General features: G+C 41.5%; 11 protein-coding genes. 6 read left to right on the forward strand and 5 right to left on the reverse strand.

Features of this window, described 5'->3' with window-relative positions; genetic code table 11:
• Positions 1-45 precede the first annotated feature (45 nt).
• The 5 genes from ACIQZD_RS20405 to ACIQZD_RS20425 all read left to right on the forward strand — a co-directional run bounded on the left by ACIQZD_RS20405 (position 46) and on the right by ACIQZD_RS20425 (position 5,972).
• Positions 46-1,260, forward strand: coding sequence for an ammonium transporter (locus ACIQZD_RS20405; RefSeq protein WP_133351749.1), 1,215 nt, complete (start codon positions 46-48; stop codon positions 1,258-1,260).
• Between the two features lie 15 nt (positions 1,261-1,275).
• Positions 1,276-1,638 carry a P-II family nitrogen regulator gene (locus tag ACIQZD_RS20410; RefSeq protein WP_063235326.1) on the forward strand — a complete coding sequence of 121 codons (363 nt, stop codon included), beginning with the start codon at positions 1,276-1,278 and terminating at the stop codon, positions 1,636-1,638.
• Positions 1,639-2,210: 572 nt separating this feature from the next.
• Positions 2,211-2,861 (forward strand): LytTR family DNA-binding domain-containing protein, encoded by a 651-nt coding sequence (locus tag ACIQZD_RS20415; protein ID WP_133351753.1) that lies wholly within the window; start codon positions 2,211-2,213, stop codon positions 2,859-2,861.
• A 130-nt stretch (positions 2,862-2,991) separates the two neighbouring features.
• A complete protein-coding gene (scpC, locus tag ACIQZD_RS20420; RefSeq protein WP_402905897.1) occupies positions 2,992-4,518 on the forward strand; it encodes a succinyl-CoA:acetate CoA-transferase ScpC in 1,527 nt (508 codons plus the stop codon).
• 347 nt (positions 4,519-4,865) lie between these two features.
• On the forward strand, positions 4,866-5,972 hold the full coding sequence (locus ACIQZD_RS20425; RefSeq protein ID WP_402905899.1) for an AI-2E family transporter: 1,107 nt from the start codon (positions 4,866-4,868) through the stop codon (positions 5,970-5,972).
• A 53-nt stretch (positions 5,973-6,025) separates the two neighbouring features.
• Here the strand turns inward: ACIQZD_RS20425 and ACIQZD_RS20430 are convergent, their stop codons facing one another.
• The 5 genes from ACIQZD_RS20430 to ACIQZD_RS20450 form a co-directional block, all read right to left on the reverse strand.
• Complete coding sequence (locus tag ACIQZD_RS20430) at positions 6,026-7,444, reverse strand: NAD-dependent succinate-semialdehyde dehydrogenase (protein ID WP_402905901.1); 1,419 nt, start codon at positions 7,442-7,444, stop codon at positions 6,026-6,028.
• A 204-nt stretch (positions 7,445-7,648) separates the two neighbouring features.
• Positions 7,649-8,917 (reverse strand): dicarboxylate/amino acid:cation symporter, encoded by a 1,269-nt coding sequence (locus tag ACIQZD_RS20435; protein ID WP_402905903.1) that lies wholly within the window; start codon positions 8,915-8,917, stop codon positions 7,649-7,651.
• Between the two features lie 225 nt (positions 8,918-9,142).
• Positions 9,143-10,063 (reverse strand): ketopantoate reductase family protein, encoded by a 921-nt coding sequence (locus ACIQZD_RS20440; RefSeq protein WP_402905905.1) that lies wholly within the window; start codon positions 10,061-10,063, stop codon positions 9,143-9,145.
• 147 nt (positions 10,064-10,210) lie between these two features.
• On the reverse strand, positions 10,211-10,780 hold the full coding sequence (locus ACIQZD_RS20445) for a 3D domain-containing protein (protein WP_402905907.1): 570 nt from the start codon (positions 10,778-10,780) through the stop codon (positions 10,211-10,213).
• A gap of 398 nt (positions 10,781-11,178) precedes the next feature.
• Positions 11,179-12,243, reverse strand: a complete 1,065-nt coding sequence (locus tag ACIQZD_RS20450) for a M20 family metallopeptidase (protein WP_402905909.1) — start codon at positions 12,241-12,243, stop codon at positions 11,179-11,181.
• 163 nt (positions 12,244-12,406) lie between these two features.
• Here ACIQZD_RS20450 and ACIQZD_RS20455 point away from each other — a divergent pair, with 163 nt between their 5' ends.
• Positions 12,407-12,913, forward strand: a complete 507-nt coding sequence (locus ACIQZD_RS20455; RefSeq protein WP_241590034.1) for a general stress protein — start codon at positions 12,407-12,409, stop codon at positions 12,911-12,913.
• The last annotated feature ends 17 nt before the right edge of the window (positions 12,914-12,930 follow it).

Here is a 12,930-nt window from a genome sequence, read left to right on the forward strand (position 1 = left end):
GTTAATAAACATAACATATACAAAAACAAGGGGGAAAAAAACAGTATGCAAATGGCAGATTCGGTATTCATGTTTTTGGCGACAATGATGGTTTGGTTAATGACACCAGGGATTGCCCTGTTTTATGGAGGGATGGTAAAAAGTAAAAATGTCCTGAATACGGCAATGCATAGTTATATGCCATTGGCTGTCATTTCGATTCTTTGGGTGCTGATTGGGTATTCATTATCATTTTCACCTGGTAATACACTTCTGGGCGGTCTGGACTGGGTTGGCTTAAAGGATGTAGGCTTTGCACCTGGACCATACAGCGAAACAATTCCTCATAGTTTGTTCATGTTATTCCAAATGACTTTTGCCGTTTTAACCGTCTCGATCATTGCAGGTGGCATTGCCGAGCGGATGAAGTTTTCAGCATTCCTGATTTTTACGATCCTTTGGTCTTTATTCGTATATGCTCCCGTTGCACACTGGGTATGGGGAGGCGGCTGGTTAGCTGAACTGGGTACACTTGACTTTGCAGGGGGCAACGTTGTTCATATTTCTTCAGGGGTTGCAGGTCTGGTTTTAGCGATCATGTTAGGTAAAAGGAAAGAGTCGGGGGACAGTGCACCGCATAATCTTCCTTTAACTTTCCTTGGCGGATCATTAATTTGGTTCGGTTGGTACGGCTTCAACGTCGGAAGCGCACTGACAATCAATGAAGTGGCGATGAATGTATTCGTCAATACAGCTGTTGCAGCCGCTGCTGGTATCATAGGCTGGCTGATCGTTGAGTATATGGCTAATAAAAAGGCAACATTGCTGGGTGCGGTATCCGGAGCTATTTCTGGCTTGGTGGCCATAACACCTGCTTGCGGATTCGTAACCCCTGCCTCTTCCATCATCATCGGGGTCATTGGCGGTGCCGTATGTTTCTGGGGCGTATTCTTCCTGAAGAATAAACTGGGTTACGACGATGCACTTGATGCTTTTGGATTGCATGGGATCGGCGGGACATGGGGTGGCATCGCTACAGGTTTATTCGCGACCACTTCCGTTAACGAAAACGGTGCAGATGGTTTATTCTATGGAGATTTCAACTTGTTGTGGAAGCAGGTTGTAGCGATTATTGCGACATATATCTTCGTTGCCGTGGTCACTTATATCGTTGCTAAAGTCATTAACCTTTTCGTGCCGTTGCGTGTCAGTGAAGAAGATGAGTCAATGGGGCTTGATCTTACACTTCATGGAGAAAAAGCTTATCACGAATCCATTTAAAAGGGGGTTGCTCATATGTCCGAGGTTTTAACGAAAATAGAAATCATTACACGTCCGATCAAGTTTGAACAATTCAAAGCGGAACTTGCAAAAATAGGGGTAAGCGGAATGACTGTATCGGAAGTAAAAGGAACGGGTCTTCAGAAAAGTTATGTGGAAACCTATAGAGGCAGAAATCGTGAAATGTCACTACATGATCGAATGAAAATCGAAATCGTCGTGTGTGAAGTGCCAGTTCAGGATGTTGTGGATGTAGCAAGGAAATTCTTGAGTACAGGTAAACCAGGTGACGGGAAAATCTTCATTTATGAATTGGCGAATGTTGTGAATATCCGTACCGGAAAAGAAGGTCATGATGCGTTAAAAAATGACATCTGAATGTACGGCCGAATGTGCCGGATACAGTTGATGTAAAGAAAGGGAGCTGGAAATGGGGAGACTGGTCCGAATTGTTAATGCAAAAAAACAGAAGATCGTTAATACGCTCATTTCAGAGGATGTATATCAACCTGATGACCGACCCTTTTTATTGGAATTGCCACTGAAAAATCTAGAAGAGATAATATCTCTAAGAATAAAATCCTCGATTCAAAATCCCCGTTTTAAAAAATGACCTTTAGCCGTTATCCTATATGGGAGAGCGGCTTTTTTATGCGTTTGATTTCGACCCCCAGTTGCTTTTAAATGTTAGTATATAAGGAAACTTTTTTCTTTAATCCCCCATAGAAATTGGGGAGCTTTCCAACTATAATGAATAAGGATATAAATTTAAATACGATTTTTTTGCCCTTTTTGCCGCTTTTCGCTTAGTTACTTCAATTTTTCTTTAATTTTTACGAAAAGTAAATTCAAAAAAATGTAAGTTTTTCGAAAAATAATGAATTATTTCATGAATGCCCTTTTTAATAATAGGGAAATTATTAATATGTTCTTTTAAGAGGTGAAAGGAAATGGATCAATTTACGGTCGAATCCGTTTTAAATATCATCAGGGAATTTGTACCGAAGGATGCTTCGATTTCTGTGGCTGATTCCGAAAAATACATTTATTATCAACCAAGCAAACAAGTCGACTTAAGAATAAAACCAGGTGATTTAATCAGTGAAAACACAGCGACATATAAAGCGCTGAGTGTCCGTAAAAAAATAGGGGTGCAGGTTGAAAGCAACGTATTTGGCGTACCTTACTATGGACTGAGTGTTCCTATCATGGACCAGGGCAATCCTTTAGGAGCGGTAACGGCCATCTTGCCGACAAAGCCATTAATTTTACCGACATCATTCTTGACCATTAAAACCGAAGATCGCTGGATACCGCTTCCATATGATGAAATTATGTATCTGGAAGCTCAAAATAGGAAAACTAAAATTCAGTCCGAACGTGTGAGTGGATTTCATAAAATGAACTTAAGTGAATTGGAATTCATTTTACCTAGTGATTTATTCATTCGGGTGCATCGTTCGTACATCGTCAATATCAACTATATTCAAGAAATCCTTCCCGATTTTCATTCTACATTTTTATTGATAATGAAAGACAATTCCAAAATCCAGGTCAGTCAAACTTATGCAAGTCAATTCAGGAGGGCTTTAGGATTTTAATGATTCTCCCTTGTGTGAATAAAATGCTGGTTTATGCCCTATATAAGGCTTTTCATTCGAAAATGAATGTGACGATTACACAGGATTGGTAAAATTAAGTGTAAGAAAAGCGAAAATGGGGGTCTTTTGTATGAACGAAAGCGTTTTCAAAAAAATTCGCAATGAACAATTTAAGGGGAAAGTAGTTACAGCGGAAGAAGCAGCTTCATGGATTAAAGATGGGATGAAACTCGGTATGAGTGGATTTACCCGTGCTGGTGATGCTAAAGTTATTCCGATGGCTCTAGTTGAAAAAGCAAAAACTGAAAAATTCAAAGTTGACGTTTATACTGGTGCTTCATTAGGACCGGAAGTCGATCAACATATGGCGGAAGCCGGTATCATAAATAAACGTTTGCCGTTCCAAGCGGATAAAGGCATTCGCAATAAAATAAATGCTGATGAAGTCACTTATGTTGACCAGCATTTATCTCATACAGCTGAACAAGTTCGTCAAGGCATTGTCGGACCTATAGATTTTGCAATCATCGAAGCATTGGCGATTACGGAAGAAGGATTGATCATCCCGACAACTTCTGTAGGTAACTCAGCCATATTCGTTCAAGAAGCTAAACATGTAATCATTGAATTGAACGTGTCCCATCCAGAAGGATTGGAAGGGATGCATGATATATATACACCAGCTGAACAAGGGGAACGCGAACCGATTCCTATGACTAAAGCTAGCGATCGCCTTGGATCGATCGGTATTGCGGTTGACCCTGAAAAAGTAATGGGAATCGTCATTTCTACAGATCTTGATGCACCTTCTACAATCGTGCCGCCGGATGAAGAAACTGCAACAATCGCGAACCATCTCATTAACTTCCTTCGTGAAGAAATCAAGGCAGGCCGTTTAACTGAAAGCCTTGCTCCGCTTCAGTCGGGTGTAGGTTCAGTGGCAAATGCTGTATTCGCTGGCTTCCTTGATTCTGAATTTAAAGATTTGGAAGTTTATTCAGAAGTGCTGCAAGATGCGGTATTTGATTTAATCGATGCTGGAAAAGTTAAATTCGCTTCAGGTTGTTCGATCACATTAGCTGAAGAAAAAGGTAAGCAAGTTTACGGTGAGCTTGAAAAATACCGTGATAAACTAGTTCTTCGACCACAAGAAATATCTAACCATCCTGAAATCATCCGCCGCCTTGGCTTGATTTCAATCAATACAGCGTTAGAGTGTGATATCTATGGTAACGTGAACTCGACACATGTTTCTGGGACAAGAATGATGAATGGAATCGGTGGATCGGGAGATTTTGCCCGTAACTCACGCCTAGGCATTTTCGTAACGAAATCATATGCAAAAGGCGGCAAGATTTCCAGTATCGTTCCTTTCGTTTCTCATGTGGATCATACTGAACATGATGTGGATGTATTAGTGACAGAGCAAGGGATCGCTGATTTACGTGGTTTGGCACCAAAAGAGCGCGTAGAGTTAATCATTGAAAATTGTGCGCATCCTGACTACCGTCCACAGCTTCGTGCATACTTCACTGAAGCGGTTGCGCAAACTGGCGGGCATCAAACTCCGCACATTCTTGAAAAAGCATTTTCATGGCATACAAACCTAGCTAAAAACGGTACGATGCTTGAAGCGGTTCTTCAAGATCAAAAATAAAAGTCAAAACCCCGCCAATACAGCGGGGTTTTTTTTATTTGGGTCCGTTTCCCGTATTGGGTGGAAAACCATGAATCTTTCAAATTTGCATGATGGTGCATATTGGGTTTTTTCTCCAACATATAACAGATTTAAAGTGTAAAATGATGCTTAACCATCAAAAAGATAGGGAACTGTATCTTTAGGCTTTTTTCTTTTATTTTTGTATATAATTATTCATCCAAGTTATAGAAATATGGTAAACTGCTAACAATGAAAGATTATCATACATAGGATTTTTCGTATTTATGATGTTGTTTCCTTAGAAATAGGGAGTTAAATAGAATGCTTATAGTGGAGGAGATAATTTGTTCAAGACAAAATTACATTTTTGGACGTTAGAGTTATTACTATTGTCTTTACTTTTTTATGTTGGTACAAAGATTTCTTTTCTTTTTGAACCGATAGTCATCTTTACATCTACATTGTTCTTTCCAATCTTGATTTCAGGTTTTCTTTACTTTTTGTTCAACCCCACTGTTGATTTCCTGGTTAAAAGAAGGGTGCCTAGGGGATTATCGATATTATTGTTATATGTATTTTTCCTGGGATTGATCAGTTTGCTGGTCGGTCTGGTCGGCCCGTCACTGTCCAAACAGGTTACGGATTTAGTCAATAACCTCCCGGATTATTTCAATCAAACAAGGAAGTTCATTGAAGATTCAGCTGAGTCAAAATGGTTTTTGTGGACGGTGGAACAAGACTATGTTCCCCTTAAAGAAGTGGGCGACTCGCTTCAGAAATATTTGACTGATTTACCTAGTAATATTACGAACAGTTTAACTTCCGTTTTCAGCGTGGTGACGAATATTACTTTAGTGGTCGTGACGGTTCCTTTCATCCTATTTTATATGTTGAAGGATGGCGATAAGCTTCCGGCCGCCATTATGAAATTCGTACCGGTTCGCTATAGAAAACCGGCTTTAACAGTACTGCAGGAAACTGGCGAGACGCTTACCACATATATACAAGGGCAGATGCTTGTTTGCATGTTTGTCGGGATCGGAACGTTCATCGGGTATTTGATCATTGGTTTGCCTTACGCATTCTTATTCGCGCTGATTGGTGCTGTAACCAATATCATCCCATATGTAGGTCCGTTTATTGGAGCGGCTCCTGCGGTCATTGTGGCGTTGATTCATTCACCGACCGAGGCGTTATTGGTCATTCTGGTTGTAACGGTCATTCAGCAACTGGATGGTAATTTCATTTCACCGTTAGTCATAGGGAAAAAATTGAACACACATCCGCTTACCATCATCATCCTTTTGCTCGTCGCCGGAAACATTGCCGGTATCATCGGCATGATTTTGGCGGTTCCGACTTACTCCGTTGTTAAAACGATTGTATTGAATATCGTAAAATTCATCAGGATCCGAAAAGAGGAAAAGCTTGAAGAGGATATATTGGAATGAAAAACGGGCCCGACTCAATTGAGTCGGGCCCGTTTTCAGTGCGCCTAAATAGGTTATAAACCTAAGGAAATATATTTTACTTCCAGGAATTCTTCGATGCCTTGATGTCCGCCTTCACGGCCGAGCCCGCTTTGCTTGAATCCGCCAAATGGAGCTTGCGGAACGGAAGGAAGTCCATCGTTCAAGCCAACAATACCGAATTCAAGTGCCTCGGTGAATTTAATGCCCTTGGTGATATTTTCAGTAAAGACGTAAGCTGCCAAACCGAAGATGGAGTCATTCGCCCTCTTGATTGCCTCTTCATCAGTCTTAAAGGAGGCGATAGGAGCTAGAGGACCAAATGTTTCTTCCTTCATGCAGAGCATGCTGTCATCAATGTTGGACAGTACGGTTGGTTCAAGAAAAAGGCCGCTTATTGATTTACCGCCAGCTTCGAGCTTACCTCCGCTGCTGATTGCTTCATCTATTTGTTTTTGAACCTTATCCACTGCATTTTGATCGATAAGCGGACCGATATCGACGCCATCTTCCAGTCCGTTTCCTACCTTTAGTTCCTTTACCTTGGCAACGAGCTTTTCGATGAAGGCTTCCTGAATGGCTTCGTGGACATAAATGCGATTTGAACAGACGCATGTTTGTCCTGCGTTACGGAATTTTGAACTGATGATGCCATCTACCGCTTTATTAAGGTCGGCATCTTCAAGAACGATTGCTGGTGCGTGACCCCCAAGCTCAAGCGAGATTTTCTTTACCGTGTCAGCTGAGCCCCTCATAAGGGTTTTGCCGACTTCTGTAGAACCGGTAAACGTCAATTTACGAACCCTCGTATCTTGAAGCCAAGTTTCACCGATTTCTGATGATTTTCCTGTCACGACATTGATGACTCCTTTTGGAATGCCAGCTTTTTCAGCTAATTCAGCCATTTTTAAAGCTGTTATGGGAGTCAGGTTTGCCGGTTTAATGACGACTGTGCAGCCGACGGCAAGCGCTGGTGCCACTTTTCTTGTAATCATGGCTGCAGGAAAGTTCCAAGGCGTAATGACAGCTACAACTCCGACAGGCTGTTTAGTCACGAAAAGCCGCTTATTGGACACGGAAGCAGGAATCGTTTCGCCGTACACCCGTTTTCCCTCTTCGGCAAACCAAGATAAAAAGCCGTTTGCATATGTCATCTCACCAAGAGCTTCTTTAAGGGGCTTGCCTTGCTCTTCAGTCATGATTTTTGCCAGTTCTTCTTTATTATCATCAATCAATCGATGCCATTTCCAAATTAGTTCAGCACGTTCGTAGACTGAGAGTGCAGCCCAGCCCGTAAAGGCTTCGTATGCGGCATCGGCAGCCTTAGCCGCTTCAGTTGCACCGCCTTTAGGAACGGTGGCAACTATTTCATCCGTTGCCGGGTTTCTCACTTCAATTTTATCCAATCCAAAATCCGACCACTCACCGTTAATAAATAATCCGTAATCCTTCATGATAAAACCTCCTAATTTGGTTAAATCCATCAAACTACTAAAACTTTTAACTTTATACTTTTACCTGTTAAATAAAAGTATAAACACTTTTCACTGATTCTGAAATTTATTTGATTGGCTATTTATAGAAAATTGGCTAATTGATAGAAAGGGAGCAATAAAAAAAAGAGGTGCAAGTTTCACACCTCTTCATTCAGGGTTCGATTATTTTTCCGATGAGACGGCCACTTCACTCATATCACCTGAGATGGCTTGGTTTGGATTGAATTCACCTTCTGATTTAGAGATTACCACTGTAGCAACACTGTTACCGATTAGATTGGTGATGGCACGTGCTTCAGACATGAAGCGGTCGACTCCCAGCAGTAATGCCATTCCTTCAACTGGAATCATTGGGAAGGCAGCTAATGTTGCAGCAAGTGTAATGAAACCGGATCCCGTTACACCAGCAGCACCTTTGGATGTTAACATCAAGATTCCTAGAAGGGTCAATTCCTGCCAGATGCTTAAATCGACACCATAGGCTTGGGCGATGAAAATCGCAGCCATGGATAAGTAGATGGATGTGCCATCAAGGTTGAAAGAATAACCGGTTGGGACAACCAACCCGACTACTGATTTTGAGCAACCGTATTTTTCTAGTTTTTTCATCACGCTTGGCAGGGCGGATTCCGACGAAGATGTTCCTAAAACTAAGAGGATCTCTTCTTTTATATAGGCAATGAACTTGAAAATATTAAAGCCGTACATTTTTGCGATCGAGCCAAGGATTAGTATGATGAATAGTGCCATTGTGATATATACGCTACCCATTAATTGTCCTAACGAGGTTAAAGAACCAAGTCCAAACTTACCGATTGTATAAGCCATTGCTCCAAATGCGGCCAATGGAGAAACTTTCATGATCATACCTACGATGCCGAAGAAAATGTCGGCAATATGCTGAAAGAAAGAAACGACTGGCTGCACTCTCGGCCCCATTGCCGCCATTGATAATCCGAATAATACGGCAAAGAATAGAATAGGGAGTAAGTCTCCGCCAGCCAGTGCTGCAACGGCATTTTCAGGAATGATATTAGAAATGAAAGCAACGGCTCCATGTTCCGTTTCGGAAGCGGCTGTTGTATATTGTGATACATCTCCGCCCTCGACGGAATCGATGTTAAAGCCTTTACCAGGTCCCAGCAGATTGACCACGATGATTCCGATGGCAAGTGCGAAAGTGGTAACGATTTCAAAATAGAGCAGGGCCTTTCCGCCGATGCGGCCAACCTTTTTCATATCACCCATACCGCCAATTCCAATTACGACGGTTAAGAAGATGATTGGTGCAATGACCATTTTAATCATTTTAATAAATAAATCAGCTAATATCTTCAGTTGTTCACCGAAAGCAGGGAAGAAGTAACCGACTGTTATACCCAGAATGATACCGATGATGACCTGAACTGTTAGATTTTTTAATATTTTCAAGGGGCATTCTCCTTTGTTATATGATAGCGCTTTCTTAACTTGGTAATAGTGTAACAGAAGAAAGAATCAGAATATTCTTTTGGTGATATTGTTTTCTTTTTGTTCTTTTTGGTCTTGGGATTTTAATAACTGAAGGGAAGAAGAGGAATTAAAATGACGATTAGGATATAGATAGATTACTAAGCTGCAAAAAAAATACCGGTGGAGCACCGGTATTGGCGAAAATCAATTTTCAAAAGGTTTTATGATTGCATATAGAGTTCCGATCACAGGAAGTTTCAAACCGGCCTTGTCGGCAAGGCGCAGTGCACCGCCCTGTAAATGTTCCACTTCGAGGGTTAGGCCCTTCCGGCGGTCCTGGTGCATGGAAGAGGTGGATTCGTCAGGTAAACCTGCCAGGTTTTCCAACGCTTGAGCAATATTCTCCACGGTAATACCGACGTCATAAGCATTTGCAAGCTCCTTCATCTCAACAAGGACCTTTTCTAGCAATCCATTGGTTTCCGGGAATCTCCGTATCGTGCCGATAGGGAGGTTAGATGCAGTTGTCACACCGGAAAAAGCGGTGATGAACATATATTTGATCCACATCCTGATCAATATGTTTTCCGTTCTGCTTGCCTTCATGATAGCTGATCCGGCCGCCTGTTCGAATTCATCACAAATCTTTTTTTGTGACGGATGAAGCGGGCCATAGATTAAATCGTGATTTTCATTGGAGTGAATGACATGACCTTTTTCATCCAGGGTTGCTATGATGAAGGCGCTTCCTCCCAAGACGGCTTCTTCGCCCAGTTCGTCCTGTAAAATGGATACATGTTCCAACCCATTCAAAAGCGGGAGGACCTTTGCGCCCTTTTCAACAAGCACCTTTAAATCTGTAAGGGTGCCTTGCAGATGCTGTCCTTTTACTGCGAGAATCACGAGATCGACCTTTTCTATATCATTTACATTCTCTGTGATATGAAGGTCGTTGAATTGGTAGTTTCCATGTGGGCTGGTTATGCTGATCCCGTTTTCTTTCAATTGTTTGGCGCGGTTTTTTCGGACAAGGTATTGAACATCCTGCCCGGCCTGCTGCAACCTGCCCCCAAAGTAGGAGCCGAGTGCCCCGGCCCCTATAATGACAATATTCAAAGCGCACACCTCTCTTTTGATTAAGATGTACTAATCATAACATTGACTGAAATTTCAGTAAATATTTCCGTTTGAAGGTCAACTGGTTGTTTAGATGTTTGTAAGAATGGGTAAAACAAAAGACCAGCCTGAAAGGTTTCAGGCTGGTGCTTATCATTATTTATAGATTTTTACTTTAACTGTTTTTCTGCCCCAATTGATAGCTTTTGAGTGAGAAGAGTAGAAGACGTCAATTTTATTCCCTTTGATTGCGCCGCCTTTATCTGCCGCAATGGCATCCCCGTATCCTTCTACATGAACTTTTGTTCCAAGTGGAATGACTTTAGGGTCGACTGAGATGGCTTTTACGTTAGGGTTTTTCTTTAAGTTAAGACCCGATGCTGTAATCCCGCTGCAGCCTTTGCAGTTCGCTGTGTAAGCTGTTGCCTTCACCGTGATCGTTTTATATTTTTTTGATGATGATGATGTTTTAGCTTTAGGTTTAGCTTTAGGTTTAGCAGAGGTCGATGTTTTCTTGACCTTTAAGACTTGTTTTGGATGGATGTTATCTTTTTTCAGGTTGTTCCAACTTTTGAGTTGATTGACTGTTATATTATGTTTATTGGCGATACCCCATAGTGTGTCGCCGCTTTTAACTTTGTATGTAGTAGTAGCAGCCGATGAAACTCCGGAAAAACTAAATACCAAAAAGAAAGCAGTGAATAGTGGAAGTAGTATTTTTTTCAAAATGAATAGTCTCCTTTGTTTTAAATCGTAGACTTAGAATAACAGGTCTTTATGACAGTAATGTTTCGGTGGAATAGTAATTGTGTTACAAAAAGGTTTCCCTTGATAAATAAATGTAATATAAACTAGGTCAAAAGGACTTGTCTAATAAATGTAAATATATTATTTATTATGTCAGTATAAGCGTATTTTTGTTAAATAGTGTTGATATAATGGCGTATCCTGTTTAATGAGGTAATATATGGATGTTAAATCCCTGGTTTTAAAGTCCTGTATATTTTGTAAAATAAACAACGTAATAATAGACGATTGAATGCTGTTTATTTTAGTAGGAGAGGATATGTGGAACATGGAAAAAGCCGACATCTATGTGATGCCGGCTTTTTTCATGATTTGGATTATTGTAAAACAAATTCAGAAGCGAAATCGACTAGCATTTTTTGATAGACTGCTACCGATTCAAGATTGACGCATTCCCTATCTCCATGCCAGTTCTCACCTTTTGGTCCGAATTCAATCGCTGGGATATCATATGCCGCAAAAAAGACGGTATCTGCGGAGCCATGCTGTCCAAAAATGACAGCGTCTTGCTTGGTGTTTCTTTCGATAATCGGACGGAGCAGAGTGATGAATGGGTCTGACTCTTCGGTTTTTACAGGTTTACTGTACATATTAAGGTGGATATTATTTCCTGTCACACTTTCGATCTGAGCAATGATATCTTCCATTGTTTGCGTAGGAAGATAGCGAATATCAAGACTTAGCAAACAGGCATCCGGTACCTTATTATAGACCTCCCCGCCTTTTATTTTTGCTAGGTTAAGTGAAGGGGAAGAGTAAAGGGGAGTATGATCCCGGGTGAAAGGAAGCTCCTTTATTTTTTGATAGAGATCATAGGCCTTTTCAATTGCATTCACGCCTTCCCATGGCCGGCATCCGTGTGCGGATTTGCCGGATACTTCAATATCGAGGCGAAGGGCACCCTTTGCCTGAAGTCCGATTCCCAATTGCGTCGGTTCGGCACAGATTACAAAGTCCCCTCTATAACCATGTTTCGCTAAATATCCGGAACAGTTCAACCCGCCGATCTCTTCATCCGATACGATCTGAAGCTGGATTTTCAAACCTAAGTTCTTATCTTTCAGTTCGGTAAATGCACACATCATCCCTGCAACTCCCGCTTTCATATCGGCTGTCCCGCGTCCATATAGGTTTCCTTCATGAACCTCAGGGAAAAATTGATCTGGCGTTCCGCTGACAACATCAACATGGCCATTCCAAATTAGGGTTTTATCTCCGCTGCCAATCTCGCTTACAAGCATCTTATAACCGTTATTTACGATCACATTCACGGTAAGTCCTTGATCTTTAAGCCAGTCCGCACAGTAATCAACTGCTTGGTTAGCTCCTTCTTTCGATGAACTGTCGATAGATACTAAATCTTTAAGTAACTCGATGAGCAAAAAGAAAACCTCCTAAAAATATGCATACTATGATTATATATACCCTTTCTGAGTAAGGGTTAACTTAAAATTTTTTTCCTGTTAAATCACGTTTAGCACTTTCATCCTCTGGGGTATGTAAAGGGGGAGCGACAATTTACATTCTTTAAGGAGGATGATAGATATGGATAAACGCATAATTGGTGTATATGAAACTGGAGAAGAAGCCATAAAGGCTGTTGAGTCATTACAGGCCCAAGGATATGATCGTGAAGATATTTCGGTGGTAGCTAAAGATAAAGAAGAATTAAATGCAGTGAATGAAGAAACGGGTACAAAAGTTGAAGAGGGGCTCGCAGCTGGTGCGGCGACCGGAGGTATTTTGGGCGGTGCTGCCGGATTATTAGCTGGTGTGGGTGCGTTGGCGATTCCGGGAATCGGACCGGTACTGGCAGCTGGACCGCTTGCTGCAACATTAGCCGGAGCGGCTGTAGGTGCTGGTACAGGAGGATTGGCCGGTACATTAATCGGTATGGGCATACCTGAAGACGAGGCGAATCGTTATGAAGCGGATGTAAAGAGTGGCAAGCTGCTTGTGTTAGTCGATTCGGATGCGAGAAAATCCAGTTCTTCTTACTCAGGAATAACGGAAACCGATGAAACGCTAACGAACGGTAGAAGAACTCTATAGGTCGTAAGTTAAAAAAG

Origin of the sequence: Peribacillus sp. NPDC096447 (genome assembly GCF_044762725.1) — a bacterium.
GTDB lineage: Bacteria > Bacillota > Bacilli > Bacillales > DSM-1321 > Peribacillus.

Bases quoted from the DNA above. Each gene is read 5' to 3' on its own strand.
- ACIQZD_RS20405 (WP_133351749.1), top strand. From the start codon at position 46: ATGCAAATGGCAGATTCGGTATTCATGTTTTTGGCGACAATGATGGTT.
- ACIQZD_RS20410 (WP_063235326.1), top strand. From the start codon at position 1,276: ATGTCCGAGGTTTTAACGAAAATAGAAATCATTACACGTCCGATCAAG.
- ACIQZD_RS20415 (WP_133351753.1), top strand. From the start codon at position 2,211: ATGGATCAATTTACGGTCGAATCCGTTTTAAATATCATCAGGGAATTT.
- scpC (WP_402905897.1), top strand. From the start codon at position 2,992: ATGAACGAAAGCGTTTTCAAAAAAATTCGCAATGAACAATTTAAGGGG.
- ACIQZD_RS20430 (WP_402905901.1), bottom strand. From the start codon at position 7,444: ATGAAGGATTACGGATTATTTATTAACGGTGAGTGGTCGGATTTTGGA.
- ACIQZD_RS20455 (WP_241590034.1), top strand. From the start codon at position 12,407: ATGGATAAACGCATAATTGGTGTATATGAAACTGGAGAAGAAGCCATA.